17 protein-coding genes are annotated in these 19,234 nt (G+C 59.6%); 4 read left to right on the top strand and 13 right to left on the bottom strand.

Translation table 11 applies throughout. The annotated features are described in order from the left end of the window. Positions 1 to 83 precede the first annotated feature (83 nt). The 3 genes from JJD74_RS24210 to JJD74_RS24200 all read right to left on the bottom strand — a co-directional run bounded on the left by JJD74_RS24210 (position 84) and on the right by JJD74_RS24200 (position 3,299). Positions 84 to 1,037, bottom strand: coding sequence for an adenosine deaminase (locus JJD74_RS24210; RefSeq protein WP_042557518.1), 954 nt, complete (start codon positions 1,035 to 1,037; stop codon positions 84 to 86). An 80-nt stretch (positions 1,038 to 1,117) separates the two neighbouring features. Further along, a complete protein-coding gene (locus tag JJD74_RS24205; protein ID WP_200616990.1) occupies positions 1,118 to 2,083 on the bottom strand; it encodes a 2-oxoglutarate and iron-dependent oxygenase domain-containing protein in 966 nt (321 codons plus the stop codon). A gap of 142 nt (positions 2,084 to 2,225) precedes the next feature. Continuing rightward, complete coding sequence (locus JJD74_RS24200) at positions 2,226 to 3,299, bottom strand: BMP family ABC transporter substrate-binding protein (RefSeq protein ID WP_200616989.1); 1,074 nt, start codon at positions 3,297 to 3,299, stop codon at positions 2,226 to 2,228. Between the two features lie 288 nt (positions 3,300 to 3,587). Between JJD74_RS24200 and JJD74_RS24195 the strand changes: the two genes are divergently transcribed. Then, positions 3,588 to 4,679: a calcium:proton antiporter gene (locus JJD74_RS24195; RefSeq protein WP_042557521.1), complete on the top strand. Its 1,092-nt coding sequence runs from the start codon at positions 3,588 to 3,590 to the stop codon at positions 4,677 to 4,679. A gap of 124 nt (positions 4,680 to 4,803) precedes the next feature. Here the strand turns inward: JJD74_RS24195 and JJD74_RS24190 are convergent, their stop codons facing one another. The 3 genes from JJD74_RS24190 to JJD74_RS24180 form a co-directional block, all read right to left on the bottom strand. Then, positions 4,804 to 6,162, bottom strand: coding sequence for an 8-oxoguanine deaminase (locus tag JJD74_RS24190; RefSeq protein WP_042557522.1), 1,359 nt, complete (start codon positions 6,160 to 6,162; stop codon positions 4,804 to 4,806). 253 nt (positions 6,163 to 6,415) lie between these two features. Further along, a complete protein-coding gene (locus JJD74_RS24185; RefSeq protein WP_042557523.1) occupies positions 6,416 to 7,102 on the bottom strand; it encodes an SDR family oxidoreductase in 687 nt (228 codons plus the stop codon). A 17-nt stretch (positions 7,103 to 7,119) separates the two neighbouring features. Then, positions 7,120 to 7,476 carry a MerR family transcriptional regulator gene (locus JJD74_RS24180; protein WP_200616988.1) on the bottom strand — a complete coding sequence of 119 codons (357 nt, stop codon included), beginning with the start codon at positions 7,474 to 7,476 and terminating at the stop codon, positions 7,120 to 7,122. Between the two features lie 84 nt (positions 7,477 to 7,560). Between JJD74_RS24180 and JJD74_RS24175 the strand changes: the two genes are divergently transcribed. Then, the gene (locus JJD74_RS24175; RefSeq protein WP_200616987.1) at positions 7,561 to 7,989 is read left to right on the top strand and encodes a hypothetical protein; all 429 of its coding nucleotides are present in this window, start codon (positions 7,561 to 7,563) and stop codon (positions 7,987 to 7,989) included. 59 nt (positions 7,990 to 8,048) lie between these two features. Here JJD74_RS24175 and JJD74_RS24170 read toward each other — a convergent pair whose 3' ends face one another. The 7 genes from JJD74_RS24170 to JJD74_RS24140 form a co-directional block, all read right to left on the bottom strand. Beyond that, the gene (locus JJD74_RS24170) at positions 8,049 to 8,975 is read right to left on the bottom strand and encodes an ABC transporter permease (protein ID WP_042557525.1); all 927 of its coding nucleotides are present in this window, start codon (positions 8,973 to 8,975) and stop codon (positions 8,049 to 8,051) included. After that, on the bottom strand, positions 8,975 to 10,081 hold the full coding sequence (locus tag JJD74_RS24165; RefSeq protein ID WP_200616986.1) for an ABC transporter permease: 1,107 nt from the start codon (positions 10,079 to 10,081) through the stop codon (positions 8,975 to 8,977). Before JJD74_RS24165 ends, JJD74_RS24170 begins: the two co-directional genes overlap by 1 nt. A gap of 13 nt (positions 10,082 to 10,094) precedes the next feature. Further along, complete coding sequence (locus JJD74_RS24160) at positions 10,095 to 11,642, bottom strand: ABC transporter ATP-binding protein (protein WP_200616985.1); 1,548 nt, start codon at positions 11,640 to 11,642, stop codon at positions 10,095 to 10,097. Between the two features lie 559 nt (positions 11,643 to 12,201). Beyond that, positions 12,202 to 12,783 (bottom strand): IMPACT family protein, encoded by a 582-nt coding sequence (locus JJD74_RS24155; RefSeq protein WP_200616984.1) that lies wholly within the window; start codon positions 12,781 to 12,783, stop codon positions 12,202 to 12,204. 7 nt (positions 12,784 to 12,790) lie between these two features. Continuing rightward, positions 12,791 to 13,441, bottom strand: a complete 651-nt coding sequence (locus tag JJD74_RS24150) for a TetR/AcrR family transcriptional regulator (RefSeq protein ID WP_047299649.1) — start codon at positions 13,439 to 13,441, stop codon at positions 12,791 to 12,793. 88 nt (positions 13,442 to 13,529) lie between these two features. Beyond that, positions 13,530 to 14,918 (bottom strand): uracil-xanthine permease family protein, encoded by a 1,389-nt coding sequence (locus tag JJD74_RS24145; RefSeq protein WP_200616983.1) that lies wholly within the window; start codon positions 14,916 to 14,918, stop codon positions 13,530 to 13,532. A 121-nt stretch (positions 14,919 to 15,039) separates the two neighbouring features. Then, positions 15,040 to 15,960, bottom strand: a complete 921-nt coding sequence (locus JJD74_RS24140) for a LysR family transcriptional regulator (RefSeq protein WP_042557531.1) — start codon at positions 15,958 to 15,960, stop codon at positions 15,040 to 15,042. A 138-nt stretch (positions 15,961 to 16,098) separates the two neighbouring features. Between JJD74_RS24140 and JJD74_RS24135 the strand changes: the two genes are divergently transcribed. Then, positions 16,099 to 17,448 carry an aspartate aminotransferase family protein gene (locus tag JJD74_RS24135; RefSeq protein WP_200616982.1) on the top strand — a complete coding sequence of 450 codons (1,350 nt, stop codon included), beginning with the start codon at positions 16,099 to 16,101 and terminating at the stop codon, positions 17,446 to 17,448. A gap of 76 nt (positions 17,449 to 17,524) precedes the next feature. After that, positions 17,525 to 19,018, top strand: a complete 1,494-nt coding sequence (locus JJD74_RS24130) for a CoA-acylating methylmalonate-semialdehyde dehydrogenase (protein WP_115145860.1) — start codon at positions 17,525 to 17,527, stop codon at positions 19,016 to 19,018. Positions 19,019 to 19,234 lie beyond the last annotated feature (216 nt).

Raw genomic sequence — 19,234 nt, 5'->3', positions numbered from 1 at the left:
ATAGCGGTCTGTCAGTCAACAATGATGTTGGAATTGATGACCTCATCGCGGGCAAGCCCGATCCCACAGTTTTTGTATTGCTCTTAAGGTTTTACGAGCCGTGCATCCAGGCTGTTCTGTGCCAGGCGTTTGGCCTGATCCTGGGTCATGCCCAAGTGTTCGTACAGCGCATGGAAGTTCTCGGTCACGTAGCCACCGAAGTACGCAGGGTCATCGGAGTTGACCGTCACCTTCACGCCACGCTCAAGCATGTCGAGGATGTTGTGCTGCGACATGTGATCGAACACGCAGAGTTTGGTGTTCGACAGCGGGCAAACGGTCAGCGGAATCTGCTCGTCGATGATCCGCTGCATCAGGCGCTCGTCTTCGATGGCGCGTACGCCGTGGTCGATGCGTTGGATTTTCAGCAGGTCGATGGCTTCCCAGATGTATTCCGGCGGGCCTTCTTCACCGGCGTGGGCGACGGTCAGGAAGCCTTCGTGACGGGCACGGTCGAACACGCGCTGGAACTTGCTTGGCGGATGGCCCATCTCGGAGCTGTCCAGACCTACGGCGACAAACGCGTCACGGAACGGCAGCGCCTGATCGAGGGTTTTCTCGGCTTCTTCTTCGCTCAAGTGGCGCAGGAAGCTGAGGATCAAACCGCTGGTGATGCCCAGTTGCTGCTCGCCATCCTTCAACGCGGCGGCGATGCCGTTGAGCACCACTTCGAACGGGATGCCACGATCGGTGTGGGTCTGCGGGTCGAAGAACGGTTCGGTGTGAATCACGTTTTGCGCCTTGCAGCGCAGCAGGTAGGCCCAGGTCAGGTCGTAGAAGTCCTGCGAGGTGCGCAGCACATCGGCGCCTTGGTAATACAGGTCGAGGAATTCCTGCAGATTGTTGAAGGCGTAAGCCTTGCGCAGGGTTTCGACGTCGTTCCACGGCAGGGCGATCTTGTTGCGTTCGGCCAAAGCGAACAGCAACTCAGGCTCCAGCGAGCCTTCCAGATGCAGGTGCAGTTCGGCCTTGGGCAGGGCGTTGAGCCAGTCGTACATATTCTTTTCTCATCAGGTGCAATGACGGCATTCTACAGATGCTTGCTGAAATAATTGGCAAAACCTGACCAAGCGATCTGTCACACCGCTTCCTGTTCCCGGCGATAAGCGTAGGTATCGGCGAAGCGCGACAGCAGGAATTCAGCACAAGTGGTCGTCGGATATTTCGCCGGGTGTTCTGCGCTCTGGCAACCGGGCAGGCACTCGATACGGGTGTCCGGGTGAGGCTCGGCAAAGAACGGCATCGAGTAGCGATCCACCCCGAGCGGGCTGATCACCCGGTGCGGTGTCGAGCGATATCGGTCATTGCTCCAGCGCGCCATCATGTCGCCGAGGTTGACCACAAACGTCCCGTCAATCGGTGGAGCGTCGATCCACTCGCCTTTGACGTTCTTCACTTGCAAGCCACCGGCGCTGTCCTGATAGAGCAGGGTGATGCAGCCGTAATCGGTGTGCGCACCGGCGCCTTGCTGCTCGGCGGAACTGGCGGTGTGACGCGGCGGGTAATGGATCATGCGCAGCACACTCACGGGCTCAAGAAAGCGCTTGTCGAAGAAGTCGCGTTCGATGTCCAGGGCAAGTGTCATGGCGCGCAGCAGCGTTTGCGCGAGGGCCTGCATGTCGAGGTAGTGCTGTTCCATCAGCGACTCCCAACCGGGAATTGCCGGATGACGGTTGGGCCCGCGCAAGGGTTTTTCCGCCAGCACTTCGGGATGGTTCGCCGACAGGTGCAGACCCATGTCGAAGGTTTCTTTGAGGTCGCTGGGTTTGTTCGGGTCGAGCTGTTCGGTGGCGATGGCGCCGTAGCCGCGATGGTGGCGGGTCCGGGTGATGTCGATCTTGAGCTTCTCTGCCGCCGGCAGATCGAAAAAACGCTGCGCGTGATCGAGCAGCGCGTCGATGCGCTGTGCGGAAATCGGATGTCCCTTGATGTAGAAGAAACCCCACTCGCGGCACGCCTGGTCGATTTGCTCGGCGACGGCGGGCCAGGCGTTTTGGTTGTCGGTGTAGAGCGGGCTGATGTCGATGATGGGCAGCTGATCCATACGCAATCCTTGGGGCGGTGAGTTTCCAATGTGGGAGCGAGCCTGCTCGCGAAGAGGGCGTGTCAGACAACATCTTTGTTCAATGACACAGCGCTTTCGCGAGCAGGCTCGCTCCCACAGGGTTTCGTGTGGTCAGCAAAAATTACTTCGGCATCTCGGCCTTCATGCCTTCCACGTAATAGTTCATCGACGCCAGTTCCGCCGTGGTCGCACTCACCCCAGCGGGAATTTTCTCGACCCCGGCCTGATCCTTGATCGGCCCGGTAAACGGCTGCAACGCACCGCTCTTGATATCGGCAATGATTTGCTCGGCTTCGGCTTTGACCGGTGCTGGCACCAGGTCGCTGATTGGTAGTTCAACCGTGCCTTCCTTCAACCCGCCCCAGTAATCCTGAGACTTCCAGCTGTGATTGATCACGCTTTGAGTCGCCTGAATGTAATGCGGCGCCCAGTCGTTGACGATCGAGGTCAGCACCGCTTTCGGCCCGAAGTGGGCCATGTCGGAGGCGTAACCCACCGCATAGACACCGCGGCGTTCGGCAGCCTGAATCGGTGCCGGGCTGTCGGTGTGCTGGAACACCACGTCGACACCCTGATCGATAAGCGCGTTGGCGGCATCGGCTTCCTTGCCCGGATCGAACCACGAGTTGACCCAAACCACTTTGATCTCGGTGCCGGGGTTGTACTTGTTCAGGGCCAGTTGAATGGCGTTGATGTCGCGGATCACTTCCGGGATCGGGAAGGAGGCGACGTAGCCGATCTTTTTGGTCTTGGTCATCTTCGCCGCGAGGAAGCCACCGACGTAACGGCCCTCGTAGGTGCGCGCCAGATAGGTGCCGAGGTTCTTGTCCTGCTTGTAGCCGGTGGCGTGCTCGAAGGTCACCTTGGGAAATTGTTTGGCGACTTTCAGCGTCGGGTTCATGTAACCGAAGGACGTGGTGAAGATCAGGTCGTACTTGTCCTTCGCCATGTTGCGGATCACCCGCTCGGCGTCGGCACCTTCGGCGACGTTTTCCACATAGTTGGTGGTGATCTGCGCGCCGAATTTCTCCGCCAGCGCCTTGCGCCCCTGCTCATGCTGATACGTCCAGCCGTGGTCACCGATCGGGCCGATGTAGACGAAACCAACCTTCAGCGGATCGGCAGCGCTGGCGCTCAGGCTTATCCCCAGACCAATGGCGGCGCACAGCAGTTTGTGCAGCGGACGTATTTGCATGAATTGGAGCTCCATTTTGTTGTGTGTGGTCAGGGGCAATGCAAATTGCTGACCAACAAGACAACAAACTGGTTGGAAACCGTGTGAAAGCCTTCGCGAGCAGGCTCGCTCCCACAGGGGATTGCATTCCAAGGTGGGAGCGAGCCTGCTCGCGAAGGGGCCGGTCAGGCCAATAAAAGTGCATCAGGCAAAAGTCCCGCCATCGCTTGGTGCGCTAATGTGTAACGAAACGTTAGCGCCGCGCCGCAGTCAGTAGCTCATTCGAATCTTTGGCAAAAAAGGCCCGCCATGCTCTCAATCCTCAAGCAAGAAAGCTTTCTGCTGCTGGCCCTGCTCGCCGCAGTCGTCGCTTATCCGTTGGAACACTGGATGCTGCACAGCGGCCAGATCGTCGCGCTGACTGCCGGTCTGCTCCTGATCGCATTCATCGTCGCCGCTTCGATGCGCGTCGCCCATCACGCCGAATTGCTCGCCGAAAAGGTCGGCGACCCTTACGGCACGATGATCCTCACGCTGGCCGCCGTGCTGGTGGAAGTGGTGATTCTGGCGATCATGATGAGCAACGAAGCGTCGCCCACACTGGTGCGCGACACGATTTATTCGGCAGTGATGCTCGACATCAACGGCATCCTCGGCCTCGCTGCGCTGATGGGCGGGATCAAGCATGGCGAGCAGTCCTACAACGACGATTCGGCGCGCAGCTACAGCGTAATGATCCTCACCGCGATGGGCGTGTCGATGGTGGTGCCGGAGTTCATTCCCGAGGCCAACTGGAAGATTTATTCGGCGTTCACTATCGGTGCAATGGTGGTGCTCTACGCGCTGTTCCTGCGCATGCAGGTCGGCCCGCACAGTTATTTTTTCAGCTACAGCTACCCGGACAAACGTCGCAAGAAAGAGCCTCAGGACGCGCAGGCAAAAGCACCGAGCATCGGCCTGTCGATCGGCATTCTGGTGTTTGGCATTGTAGTGATCGGCGCATTGGCCGAGGTGATGTCCAAGACCCTCGATCTGGGCCTGGAAGGTACGGGCGCACCGCCGGTGATCACGGCGATTCTGGTGGCGGCGATTTCAGCGGCGCCGGAGATTTTGACCGCGTTGCGTGCGGCGTTGGCCAACCGCATGCAGTCAGTGGTCAATATTGCGATGGGCGCGTCGCTGTCGACGGTGATCCTCACCGTGCCGGTGATGGAAGCGATGGCGCTGTACACCGGTCAGCCATTTCAGATGGCAATGACCCCAGTGCAGACGGTAATGATCTTTCTCACATTGATCGTCAGCGCGATCAATCTCAATGACGGCGAGACCAATGCCATTGAAGGCATGACGCACTTTGTGTTGTTTGCGACGTTCATCATGCTGTCCCTGCTAGGCCTTTAAGCCCACTGCAAAACAATTGTGGGAGCGAGCCTGCTCGCGAAAGCGGAGTGTCATTCAACAAAAATGTTGTCTGATGCTCCTTCTTCGCGAGCGGGCTCGCTCCCACCGTTTTGAACCGATGGGATCAGGTACCGGCGATCAGCTGGCGAGCAGCCTGGCTGTGATCGGCGATCAGGCCTTTCAGATCCAGTCCTTCGACCTGGCCATCAACCACGCGCCACTTGCCGCCAATCATCACCCGATCCGCTCGATCTGCGCCGCACAGCAGCAGCGCCGAAATCGGATCGTGGCTGCCAGAGAAGCGCAGTTCATCGAGCTTGAACAATGCCAGATCAGCCTGTTTGCCCACCGCCAGTTCACCAATGTCGGTACGGCCCAACAGGCTCGCCGACCCCTTGGTCGCCCAGCCCAGCACGCGCTCAGGGGTAATTTTCTCGGCGCCGTATCGCAGACGCTGGATGTACAGCGCCTGACGCGCCTCAAGGATCATGTTCGATGCATCGTTGGACGCCGAGCCATCCACGCCCAGACCGAACAGCGCACCGGCGTCAGTCAAATCGATGCTTGGGCAAATGCCCGAGGCCAGACGCATGTTCGAGCTCGGGCAATGACAGATGCCGGTGCCGGCCTGGCCGAGGCGGGCGATTTCGTCCGGGTTGAAGTGGATGCCGTGGGCCAGCCAGGTGCGCGGGCCGAGCCAGCCGACGCTGTCCAGATAGTCGACGGTGCGCAGGCCGAAACGCTGCAGGCAGAAATCTTCTTCGTCGAGGGTTTCGGCCAGGTGCGTGTGCAGGCGCACGTCGAGCTTATTCGCCAGTTCGGCGCTGGCCGACATGATTTCCGGGGTCACTGAAAACGGCGAGCACGGTGCCAGAGCGATCTGGATTTGCGCACCGTCGCCACGCTCGTGGTACTCGTGGATCAGGCGCTGACTGTCGTCGAGAATCACCTGGCCTTCTTGCACGGTCTGCTGCGGCGGCAGGCCGCCGTCCTTCTCGCCGAGGCTCATCGAGCCACGGGTGAGCATGGCGCGCATGCCCAGTTCACGCACGGTTTCGACTTGCACGTCGATGGCGTTTTCCAGGCCGTCCGGGAACAGATAATGATGGTCGGCAGCGGTGGTACAACCCGACAGCAGCAACTCGGCCAAAGCGACTTTGGTGGCGAGGGCGAGTTTTTCCGGCGTCAGACGTGCCCACACCGGGTACAGGGTTTTCAGCCACGGGAACAACGGCTGATTGACCACCGGCGCCCAGGCGCGAGTGAGGGTTTGATAGAAGTGATGGTGGGTGTTGATCAGGCCCGGCAGGATCACATGCTCGCGGGCATCGAACACTTCATTGCACGGCGCTGAAGGCTGTTGACCGGCGGCAAGCACTTCGACAATCACGCCGTCTTGCAGCACCAGACCGCCACGGGCATCGAGCTCGTTGGAGGTGAAAATGGCGAGGGGGTTTTTTAACCAGATACGGGTCGCAGGCATTGTCGCCGGCTCCTCTGAAAGTGGGTTCAGGGTTGCCAGCTCAGTGTTGCCCTGTCTGCTGATCCAGGTTCGCCGCGACGGACGAGGTGCGCAGTTTCAAACAAATCACTGCGCCGGGCAAGCCCCACCCGACAGGACACCGTTCATCCCTGTGGGAGCTGGCTTGCCAGCGAATGCGTCGGATCAGCCACCTTATATGGCGACTGGCACTCCGTCATCGCGGGCAAGCCCGGCTCCCAAAGGATTTGTGCGTTTACCAGGGAATGGTTTCGCCTTTGTAATTGATGAAGTGATGCCCGCCCTTGCCGGTAAACGCATTCACCTGATCAATCAGTCCGCGTGTGCTGGTGTCCACATCGAGGTCAGCCCCTTCACCGCCCATGTCGGTCTTCACCCAACCCGGATGCAGCGACAGCACGGTCAGTTTCTGTTCGCCCAATTGCGTGACAAAACTGTTGGTCATCGAGTTCAGCGCAGCCTTGCTCGCCTTGTACAGCGCCAGCTCCGGCGCATCCGGCACCGTCACGCTGCCGAGCCCGGAGCTCATGAACGCCAGCACACCGCTGCCATCGCGGATCTGTCCGGCAAAGCGTTGCGCCAGATTGATCGGCGCCACCGCGTTGGTGAAAAACAGCTGACCGACTTCCGCCAGGGTCGCGCCGCCCGGGGTCTGTACTGCCGGGCCTTTGACCCCGGCATTGACGAACAGCAGGTCGAAAGTTTCACCCTTCAACTGTTGGCTCAAGGCGATCACCGCTTGCTGGTCATCCATGTCGAGCTTCTCGATCCGCACGTCGCCCAGCGCTTGCAGCGCCTCGGCGTTCGAGGGATTGCGCACGGTGGCAGTCACTTGCCAGCCGTCGCCCAGCAGGGTCTTCACCAAGCCGAGGCCCAAGCCACGGGAGGCGCCGATGATCAGTGCATTTTTTGCCTGGGACATGATGGGTTCCTTGAAAATTATCGTTCAGGGTTCAATGGACAGGCCTGGCCGAGCCGTAGTTGCAGCTCATGTCTTAGCGCGTCGAGTTCGCTCATGCGGGTTTCAATCAGTTGTAGCTTGTCGCGCAGCAATTGCGCCACAGCGTTTTCCGGATCGGGCGTGTTCCACAGTGCGGCAACGCTGTCGCCGATCTCGCCGAGGGTAAAACCCAAACGCTGCGCCGTCCTGATGTAGAGCACCAGTTGCAGCATTTCCGGCGGGTAGTCGCGATAACCATTGGCACTGCGTTGCGCCGCGATCAACCCGCGTTGCTCATAGAAACGCAGCGTGTCGCGACTGACTGCGCTGGCCTGTGCCAATTCACCGATGCGCATTTGTGATGCTCTGAAGAGGGCTTGACCCTGGAGCATACTCCAGGCTTTACCGTGGTTGCTCCTCAAATTTCTGGAGCATGGACGATGTGGACTTCAACACAATATCGACACGTGGTGCGCGGCAGCGCCTGGTACGACCTGATCGTCACGGCTGCATTTGTGACGCCGTGGAGTTTTGCCGCGTTGCACGGGGTTTTGACCGCGCTCGGTCAGGCGCTGGATTTGCCCGGTGAGTTGCCGGCGTTCGCGCCGATGCACATGTTGATGGCGAATCTTTTGGGCTCGGTGGTTTGTGTGTGGGCGGTGCTGCGGATTCGTGATCCGCAGGCACTTTATGGACGTTATGACGCGGTGGCGCGGTTTCTGTTTGCGGCTTGGCAGGGGTATGCCCTAGTCCATGGCGCCAGTTCGATTTTGCTGATTTTCCTCGTCTTCGAACTGGCGTGGGGCATTGCTCAGGTGTTGCCAGCGCGGGCGCCTTCGCGAGCAGGCTCGCTCCCACAGGGAGTTTGAGCGAACTCGGTCAATCGTGGGAGCGAGCCTGCTCGCGAAGAGGCCCGTCCGGTCAACCGCTAATGCCCCGACTGCCACGGCTGCCCCAACGACACCGGCGCATACAACCGTGTCCGCAGTGCATCGCGCGACAACAACACCAGCACCACAATCGTCGCCACGTACGGCAGCATCGCCAGCAGGCTCGACGGAATCGCCAGCCCCAACCCCTGCGCCACCAGGTGCAGGATGCTGGCGAGGCCGAACAGATAGGCGCCCAGCAACAACCGCCACACCCGCCAACTGGCAAATACCACCAGCGCCAAGGCAATCCAGCCACGCCCAGCCGTCATGTTTTCCGCCCACATCGGCGTGTACGCCAGCGACAGATACGCCCCGGCCAGCCCGGCCATCGCACCGCCGAAAAGCACCGCCAAGGTGCGCACGGTCAACACCGGCAAGCCCATCGCACTGGCCGCATCCGGGTTCTCGCCGACCGCTTGAATGATCAGCCCGACACGGCTTTTGATGATCACCCACGCCACCAGCGCAAACAGCCCGAACGACAGATACACCAGCAGATCCTGCGCGAACAGCATCCGCCCGATCAGCGGGATTTCACTCAGATACGGAATCGCCAAAGGCTCGAATCCAGCCAATGGTTTGCCCACCCACGCCGCCCCCACGAAAGTCGACAACCCCACGCCAAAAATCGTCAGGGCCAACCCGGTCGCTACCTGATTGGCGTTGAACACCAGCGCCACCAAAGCAAACAGCGACGACAGCAACATCCCGGCGAGCATCGCCAGCAATACGCCGAGCCACAGGTTGCCGCTGTTGAGCGCGACTATAAAACCGATCACCGCACCAAACAGCATCATCCCTTCCTGCCCGAGGTTGAGCACGCCGCTCTTCTCGCAGATCAGTTCACCCAGCGCTACCAGCAGCAGCGGCGTGCCGCAACGCACCATCGCGAAGAAAATATTGCTCAGCAGATCGATATCCATCACAGCGCTCCGGCGGTTACGGTGGGGGTCTGTGTGCGCCGTGCCCAGCGCAGATTCAGACGTGGCCGATAGAGAATCAGCACATCACTGGCGAGCAGGAAAAACAGCATCATTCCCTGAAACAGTTGAGTGATCGCTTGCGGCAGATTGAGGCTCATCTGCGCGTTCTCGCCCCCGATATACAGCAGCGCCATCAGCAGACTGGAGAACAGAATCCCGATGGGGTTGAGCCGCCCAAGAAACGCCACGGTGATCGCCGCATAGCCATAACCCGGTGACACTTGCGGCACCAATTGACCGATTGGGCCGGTGACTTCGCAGACACCTGCAAGCCCCGCGAGCCCGCCGCTGATCACCAGGGCAAGCCAGATCAAACGCTTCTCGCGAAAGCCGACGAACCCTGCCGCACGCTTGTCCAGCCCGAGCACTTTGATCTGGAAACCGATAAAACTTTTCTGCAACAACACCCACACCGCGACCAGCGCGAGCAGGGCGAAATACACCCCGGCATGCACGCGGCCATCCTCCAGCAACAGCGGCAAACGGCTGGCGTCGCCGAACATTGCCGACTCGGGAAAATTGAAACCGGCGGGGTCCTTCAGCGGCCCATGTACGCAGAACAGCAGCAAGTTCAGCGCGATGTAATTGAGCATGATGCTGGTGAGGATTTCGTTGGCGTTGAAGCGTGTGCGCAGCCATGCGGTGAGCCCCGCCCATGCGGCGCCGGCGAGGGTGCCGGTCAGCAGAATCAGCGCCAGCGCCCAACGGCTTTGCATGTCGATGATATTCACCGCCAAGGCACTGCCGGCGAGCGCGCCAAGCAGCAATTGACCTTCGGCGCCGATGTTCCAGATTCGCGCTTGGTAGGCCACCGCCAGGCCCAGCGCGCAGAGCAGAATCGGCAAGGCTTTGACCAGTAATTCCGAAACACCGTACAAGTCACTGACCGGCGCGATCAGCAGCGTATGCAAGGTTTGCAGTGGATCATGACCGAGGGCGATGAACAGCAGCGAACCGCAGCCGAGCGTCAGCGCCGCCGCCAACAGCGGCGAGCACCAAAGCATCAGACGCGATTGCTGGCCACGGGGTTCGAGGGAAAGCAGCATGTTTGAAACTCCGTTAAACCGTGGCGTGTTGTTGAGGGGCATCGAACTGACCGGCCATCCAGCCGCCGACGTCACTCAGTTGCGTGTCCGTGGTGTTTTGCAGCGCCGACAGCTTGCCGCCGCACAAGGCGCCGAGGCGGTCGCTGATCTGGAACAGTTCATCGAGGTCTTCGGAAATCACCAGAATCGCCGCGCCGGCATCGCGCAAGGCGATCAACGCGCGGTGGATGGTTGCGGCGGCGCCGACGTCCACGCCCCAGGTCGGGTGCGCGGCGATCAGCAGTTTTGGTTGCTGGAGGATTTCCCGGCCGAGGATGAATTTCTGTAGATTGCCGCCGGACAGGCTGCGGGCGGCGGTTTGCGTATTCGGCGTTTTTACCCCGAAGCGTTGAATGATTTGCTGGGCGAGGGCATCGACTTTGCCGCGTTCGATCAAACCGTTGCTCACCAGCCCTTGTTGAAAGGCTGTCAGCAGCGCGTTGTCGGCCAGACTCAGCTCTGGCACCGCGCCATGGCCGAGGCGCTCGGCCGGGACGAAAGCCAGACCGAGTCTGCGTCTCGCATCGGGGCGTAAATCAGCAACGGCCTGATGACCGAAACGAATCGTTTCGGCCTCGACCCGTGACAGCGTTTGCTCCCCACTGAGCAGGGTAAGCAATTCGTCCTGACCATTGCCCGCGACCCCGGCGATGCCAACGATTTCACCGCTGCGCACCTGCAAGTCGATGCCTGCCAGTGAGCAGCCAAACGGGTCCGTGTTATGCCAGCTCAAACCGCGGACCTGCAAAAACACCGCGCCACCGCTGACCTTCGGATAGTCGCCAATCAACGCCGCCGCTTCGCCCACCATCATCTGCGCCAACTGTTGATCCGAGCATTCGGCCGGTACGCAATGCCCGGCCACTCGCCCGCCGCGCAACACCGTTGCGCTGTGGCACAAGGCGCGAACTTCTCCGAGCTTGTGGCTGATAAACAAAATGCTGCAACCCTCGGCGGCGAGACGGCGCAGGGTGATGAACAAATCGTCGGCCTCCTGCGGCGTCAGCACCGAAGTCGGTTCATCGAGAATCAGCAGACGGATGTCTTGCATCAGGCAGCGAATGATTTCCACCCGTTGCCGCTCGCCAATCGACAGGCTGTGGACAAGTCGCTCAGGCTCCAGCGCCATGCCGTAGCGCCGCGAGACTTCGCGAATCTTCGGTTCAAGCTGTTTCGGCGTACCCGCTGCCGCACCCATCGCCAGCGCAATGTTCTGCGCCACGCTGAGGGTTTCGAACAGCGAGAAATGTTGAAAGACCATTCCGATCCCCAGCTGTCGCGCCTGGGTCGGGTTGCGCATGTTCACGCGCTGACCTTGCCAGAGCATCTCGCCCGCGTCGGCCTGAGTGACGCCGTAGATGATCTTCATCAGCGTGCTTTTGCCTGCGCCGTTTTCACCGAGCAAGGCATGGATTTCTCCGGGCGCAATGCTCAGATCAATAGCGTCATTGGCCAGACATCCGGGGTAGCGTTTGCTGATATGGCGCAGTTGCAGGCGCGGAGTAGGAGGGGCGATGGGCATGACAGGCTCGACTTGCTTGGAGTTGTGCCTGTGGATAAAGCAATTTCCTGGCCATTGAGTCAGGAACACCTGAAGACACCGATACCCCGCGCCTGTCGCAGAGCACTTGCAGTAAATTGGGCATAACAACGAGCACCACTTGGGGGCGAAGCCGTTGATCAAGCTCCACTTTTGCCCGCAGCCAATTGATCAAAAAACGAGCAACTGCGTCGGAGCTATGTGCAATCTGCAACTGCGCCAGTCATGAACGGCTTATCCACAGGTTGTTCCACAGTATTTGTGCGCAACATGGAATCAAGGGCATAAGCACCGTGATGCTTTCTTCCAATAGTGCTAAACCTGGTTAACTTATTGTTTTTACGAAAAAAATACGCGTTCGCAGAGTGATTGAGCGAAAAGTGAACAAATCGCGCAAAGCCGCATGACAGAAGGGTTACAGCGGGATGTGCTCAGGTTATCCACAGCCGGGTGCACAGCAGATGTGGGCAACTGCGTGGAATAAGGAAAACGGCGGATGCCCTAAAAGATCGCAGCCTTCGGACGATCTTTTGATCTTGCTTTAGCGCTGCAGCAAAATCCTTCCGCGACTCAAATCTGCCAATTGGCTCTGCAACAATTCAATCTGCGCTTCACCCACCGCCAACCCCAACTCAACCCCGTTCGCGGTGAACTGCTCCTCAACTACCAATCCGCCCAGATCCGCCACCCGCAGCTTCACCAACGCCAACTCGGCAAAGCCGCAGGCACAACGCAAGGGCACGCGGCTGATCAACTCGACTTTCGCCGCCGTTTGCAGGCACTTGTTCGCACCACCGCCATAGGCTCGCGCCAAACCGCCGGTGCCCAGCTGAATGCCGCCGTACCAGCGGATCACCAGCACCGCGACCTGATCGCAATCCTGCGCTTCAATCGCTGCCAGAATCGGTCGCCCGGCCGTGCCGCCCGGTTCGCCGTCGTCATTGCTGCGATATTGATCGCCGAGTTTCCACGCCCAGCAATTGTGCGAGGCGTTCAAGTCGCTGTGCTGTTCGAAGAACGCCTGCGCGTCAGCGGGACTGCTGATGGGGGCAGCGAAAGTGATAAAGCGGCTTTTGCGAATCTCTTCGCGGTACTCGCAAAAACCGCTGAGGGTGAAAGGCATAAACGTCTTATAGAGAAGGAGTGAGGCCGCAGCCTTTGAGAATGATGCGGATCAGGTTGTTGCTGGCGTCTTCCATGTCCTGCTTGGTCAACTTGCTGCGGCCGCTGACGCGGCAGATCTGCGTGGCGAAGTCGGCGTAATGCTGGGTGCTGCCCCACAACAGGAAGATCAGGTGCACCGGGTCGACCGGGTCCATTTTGCCGGCATCGATCCACGCCTGAAACACCGCCGCGCGGCCCTGGAACCAGGCGCGGTAATCCTGATTGAAATACTCGCTCAGGCATTCGCCGCCGCTGATCACTTCCATCGCAAAGATTCGCGAGGCTTGTGGCTGGCGACGGGAGTATTCCATTTTGGCGCGGATGTAGCGGGTCAGCGCTTCGGCCGGATCGTCTTCGGCGGTGAGGGTGTTGAAGGTGCTGTCCCACAACTCGATGATGTTGCTCAGCACCGCCACGTACAGCCCCAACTTGTTGGTGAAGTAGTAATGCAGGTTAGCCTTGGGCAACCCGGCATTCTGGGCGATGGTGTTCATGCTGGTGCCTTTGTACCCGTGGCGGGCGAACTCGTCTTCGGCGGCTTTGAGAATGGTCTCTTCGTTCTTCTGACGAATGCGGCTGGCGGGCTTGCCGCCGTGAGCGGGGACTTCAAAGGTCATAGGCACTTCCGGGTTTGTCTGTGGGTGCAACCAATTGCGTTGATAGCGCACCCACAAGCATCCGACAAGTCCTCAGGCGATAAAACCGTTACGCCTGTTCGATCTTGTTCAGCGGCACTTGCACTTCAGCGGGTGCTGTTTTGGCTTCCGGCAGCAGCAGGCAAAGGATGATTGCCGTTAGCCCGCCGCTGGTAATCGCCGAGTCGAACAGGTTTTGCACCAGTTTGGGTAGCAGGTGCAGCAGGTTCGGTTGTGCGGCGATGCCCAGGCCGACGCCGAACGAAGTGGCGATGATCAGCATGCTGCGCCGATCCAGCGGCGACTGCGCGAGGATGCGCACACCGGCGGCGGCGACGGCACCGAACATAACCAGAGTGGCGCCGCCGAGTACTGGTTTCGGTATCTGTTGCAGCACCGCACCAATCATTGGAAACAAGCCGAGACAAAACAGGATCGCGCCGATGTAAAGGCCAACGTAGCGGCTGGCAACGCCGGTCAGCTGAATCACGCCGTTGTTCTGCGCAAATGTGGTGTTGGGGAAAGCGCTGAACGTTGCGGCGATCATGCAGCTCACGCCATCACCCAGTACACCACCGCGCAAGCGGCTTATATAAGAAGGGCCGCTGATGGGTTGGCGGGCGAGCATGCAATTGGCGGTGAGGTCGCCGACGGTTTCGATGGTGCTGATCAGATAAATCAGCGCGACCGGCAGGAAAGCGGTCCAGTCAAAACTGAATCCGAACTTGAACGGTGTAGGAAAACTCACCAGCGGCAAGTCAGGCAACGGCTGCGGGACCAGTTTCCCACTGAACCACGCCGCGAGGCTCCCGAGCAGCAGACCAATGATGATTGCCGACAGCCGCACCCACGGCGTGTTCGAGCGGTTGAGCAAAATGATCGTCAGCAACACGAATACGCCAAGCGCCAGATTGCCCGGCGCGCCGAAGTCCGGGGCATTGAAGCCGCCGCCGAGATCGGTGATGCCGACCTTGATCAGGCTGATGCCGATCAGTGTGATGACAATCCCGGTCACCAGCGGCGTGACCACTCTGCGCAGTTGACCAATGAAACGGCTGAGCACGATCTGCACAATCGCGCCGAAAAAGCACACGCCAAAGATCATCGCCAGAATGTCTTCCGGGCTACCGCCGCGCTGCTTGACCAGAAACCCGGCCGACAGCACCGCGCCGAGAAAGGCGAAACTGGTGCCTTGCAAGCAGATCATCCCCGCGCCGATCCCGAACGGCCGGCGAGCCTGAATAAACGTGCCGACCCCGGACACCATCAGCGCCATGCTGATCAGGTAAGGCAAATGCGCGGTCAGCCCAAGCGCCGAGCCGATCACCAGCGGTGGGGTGATGATGCCGACGAAACTGGCGAGCACGTGTTGCAGGGCGGCGAGGGTTGCGGCCAGCGGTTTCGGGCGGTCGTTGAGGCCGTAGATCAAGTCGCTGGACGGTTCGGAATCTGGCTGCATGGCGTTGGGCTTCTTGTTGAAGGATCGGGGTTGATCCTGCTTTGCAAAAAGCTGTCCACTTGCTCAGGTTATTGCTTGGTTTTGTCTCTAAGGCTTAACGTGGTTGGGCGGCGGGCAATGTTTAACGCGTCGCCGCCAGACTCTCCAGAAAGCTTTCCAGCACCAAATGAGGGCGCCGGCCTTTGCGCGTGACCGATGCCAGACTCAAATCATAAAAACGTGTGTCGGCCTTGAGTGCGCGTAAACGCCCTTGCTGTACCCAAAGGCTGGCGTAATGATCCGGCAGATAACCAATGTAGCGCCCGGTCAGAATCAGAAACGCCATGCCCTCACGGTCGGAGGCACTGGCAGTGCAGTTGAGCGCCTGATAATGCGCCTGGATTTCCCCCGGCAAGCGAAACGTCGGGGCGATGGCGTCCTGACTATCAAGGCGTTCGTCATCGAGTTGTTTGTCATCGACATAAAACAGTGGATGACCGACCGCGCAATAAAGCAGTGAGCGTTCGCTGTACAGCGGTTGATATTCCAACCCGGAAAGCGCACTGGCCTGCGGCACCACGCCGACATGCAGGCGACCGTCGAGCACGCCTTGTTCGACTTCATTTGGCGCAATCATGCGGATCTGGATTTGCACATCCGGCCCGCGCTCCTTCAATTGGGCGAGGGCGTGGGTGATGCGCATGTGGGGCAGGGTGACCAGGTTATCGGTCAGGCCGATGATCAACTCGCCACGCAAGTGTTGGTGCAGGCCGTTGACCTCGGTGCGAAAACTTTCCAGCGCACTCAATAACTGCAGGGCTGATTGATAAACCTCGCGACCTTCTTCGGTCAGGGAGAATCCAGCGCGGCCACGCTGACACAAACGCAACCCGAGGCGTTGCTCCAGATCGCTCATCTGCTGGCTGATCGCCGAGCGCCCGATGCCGAGCACGGTTTCCGCCGCCGAGAAGCCGCCGGATTCCACCACGCTGCGAAAGATCCGCAGCAGGCGAATATCAAAGTCACTGACCTGGGCCAGCGGATCGGGGCGGCGGCTGCTCATGTTTAATTGCTCAAAGTTTAGTGATGGTCTAACTGAAGGTTAGAAGAGTTGGATTTCACCGACTTTATCCGCGTGGCAATTTAGCTGCAACAACGACTTTTATCTCCCTGAAGCTTAAGCCCTGCGAGGTTTTGCCCGATGAACATGCCCGAAAACGCTCCGTCGCCACTGGCCAGCCAACTGAAGCTGGACGCGCACTGGATGCCGTACACCGCCAACCGTAACTTTCAGCGCGATCCGCGTCTGATTGTTGGTGCAGAAGGCAGTTGGCTCATCGATGACAAAGGCCGCAAGGTGTACGACTCACTGTCGGGTCTGTGGACCTGCGGCGCCGGACACACCCGCAAGGAAATTCAGGAAGCGGTCTCTAAACAATTGGGCACCCTCGATTACTCGCCAGGCTTCCAGTACGGCCACCCTTTGTCCTTTCAACTGGCCGAAAAAATCACTGACCTGACCCCGGGCAACCTGAACCACGTGTTCTTCACCGACTCCGGCTCCGAGTGCGCCGACACGGCGGTGAAAATGGTCCGTGCCTACTGGCGCCTGAAAGGTCAGGCGACCAAGACCAAAATGATCGGTCGTGCCCGGGGTTATCACGGCGTGAACATCGCCGGCACCAGCCTCGGCGGCGTCAACGGCAACCGCAAGCTGTTCGGTCAGTCGATGATGGACGTCGATCACCTGCCGCACACGTTGCTGGCGAGCAATGCGTTCTCCCGCGGCATGCCGGAGCAGGGCGGTATCGCTCTGGCCGACGAGTTGCTGAAGCTGATCGAACTGCACGACGCATCGAACATCGCCGCGGTGTTCGTTGAGCCGATGGCCGGTTCCGCCGGTGTATTGGTGCCGCCGCAGGGTTACCTGAAACGTCTGCGTGAAATCTGTGATCAGCACAACATCCTGCTGGTCTTCGACGAGGTGATCACCGGTTTCGGCCGCACCGGCTCGATGTTCGGTTCCGACAGCTTTGGCGTCACCCCGGACCTGATGTGCATCGCCAAACAAATCACCAACGGCGCGATCCCGATGGGCGCGGTGATTGCCAGCTCCGAGATCTACCAGACCTTCATGAACCAGGCGACCCCGGAATACGCCGTGGAATTCCCGCACGGCTACACCTACTCGGCGCACCCGGTGGCGTGCGCCGCTGGCCTGGCAGCACTGGATCTGCTGCAAAAGGAAAACCTGGTGCGGAGCGTCGCCGAAGTCGCTCCGCATTTCGAGAACGCGCTGCACGGGCTGAAAGGCTCGAAGAACGTCATCGACATCCGCAACTACGGTCTGGCCGGTGCGATTCAGATTGCCGGTCGTGATGGCGATGCCATCGTGCGTCCGTTCGAAGCGGGCATGGCATTGTGGAAAGCCGGGTTCTACGTGCGCTTCGGCGGCGACACCCTGCAGTTCGGCCCAACCTTCAACAGCAAGCCGCAAGACCTGGATCGTCTGTTCGACGCGGTCGGCGAAGTGCTGAACAAGCTCGACTGATTTTTCCTTCTATATATACCTACAAAACACAGGCACCCCGCTCGGGTGTCTGTGGACAAAAATTCAGGAGTTTTCGATGAGCGTTATCCCGCATTTGATCAATGGTGAACTGGTGACCGAGAACGGTCGCGCGGTTGATGTATTCAACCCGTCTACCGGCCAGGCAATCCACAAGCTGCCACTGGCCACCCGCGAAACCATCCAGAAAGCCATCGATGCCGCCAAGGCTGCGTTCCCGGCCTGGCGCAACACCCCACCGGCCAAGCGTGCGCAGGTGATGTTCCGCTTCAAGCAACTGCTGGAGCAGAACGAGGCGCGCATCTCGCAATTGATCAGCGAAGAACACGGCAAGACCCTGGAAGACGCTGCCGGCGAGCTGAAGCGCGGTATCGAGAACGTCGAGTTCGCCTGCGCCGCCCCGGAAATCCTCAAGGGCGAGTACAGCCGCAACGTCGGCCCGAACATCGACGCCTGGTCGGACTTCCAGCCACTGGGCATTGTTGCCGGTATCACGCCGTTCAACTTCCCGGCCATGGTGCCGTTGTGGATGTACCCACTGGCGATCGTCTGCGGCAATTGCTTCATCCTCAAGCCGTCCGAGCGTGATCCAAGCTCCACGCTGCTGATCGCTCAGCTGCTGCTGGAAGCGGGCCTGCCAAAAGGCGTAATGAGCGTGGTACACGGTGACAAGACTGCAGTAGACGCGTTGATCGAAGCGCCGGAAGTCAAAGCGCTGAGCTTCGTCGGTTCGACGCCGATTGCGGAATACATCTACGCCGAAGGCACCAAGCGCGGCAAACGCGTTCAGGCACTGGGCGGTGCGAAGAACCACGCGGTGCTGATGCCGGACGCCGATCTGGACAACGCGGTCAGCGCACTGATGGGCGCGGCTTACGGTTCCTGCGGTGAGCGCTGCATGGCGATTTCGGTAGCCGTGTGTGTGGGCGACCAGGTTGCGGATGCGCTGGTGGCCAAACTGGTTCCACAGATCAAGGCGCTGAAAATCGGTGCGGGGACTTCCTGTGGTCTGGACATGGGGCCGCTGGTTACCGGTCAGGCTCGCGACAAGGTCAGCGGCTATGTGGATGACGGCGTGGCGGCGGGCGCGACTCTGGTGGTCGACGGTCGTGGTCTGAGCGTGGCGGGGCATGAGGAAGGCTTCTTCCTGGGTGGCTGCCTGTTCGATAACGTCACCCCTGAGATGCGCATCTATAAAGAAGAGATATTCGGTCCGGTGCTGTGCGTTGTTCGCGTCAACAGCCTGGAAGAGGCTATGCAGCTGATCAACGATCACGAATACGGTAACGGCACCTGCATCTTCACCCGTGATGGTGAAGCGGCGCGTCTGTTCTGTGATGAGATCGAAGTCGGCATGGTTGGCGTCAACGTTCCTCTGCCGGTGCCGGTGGCTTACCACAGCTTTGGCGGTTGGAAGCGTTCGCTGTTCGGCGACCTGCATGCCTACGGCCCGGATGGTGTTCGCTTCTATACCCGTCGCAAGGCGATCACTCAGCGCTGGCCTCAGCGTGCGAGCCATGAGGCTTCGCAGTTCGCATTCCCTAGCTTATAAGTAGAGGGGCATGCAGAAGGCCGACCTTTTAAGGTCGGCCTTTGCGTTTTCGGGCTTTTTTGACTGATATGACAGAATTATGAAAATAGCGGTTGACGGCAGATTCCAGACGTCTATAATTCGCCCCACTTCCGGCGCAGTCGAAACGGAAAACTCCTTGAGATTCAATGAGTTAAGTAGGTTTCGAGAGTGGGTCGCTTCAGTTCATCGAAGCCT

It is taken from the genome of Pseudomonas sp. MF6776 (assembly GCF_016613125.1).
GTDB lineage: Bacteria > Pseudomonadota > Gammaproteobacteria > Pseudomonadales > Pseudomonadaceae > Aquipseudomonas > Aquipseudomonas iridis.
This window is presented reverse-complemented; position numbering and strand designations above follow the sequence as displayed.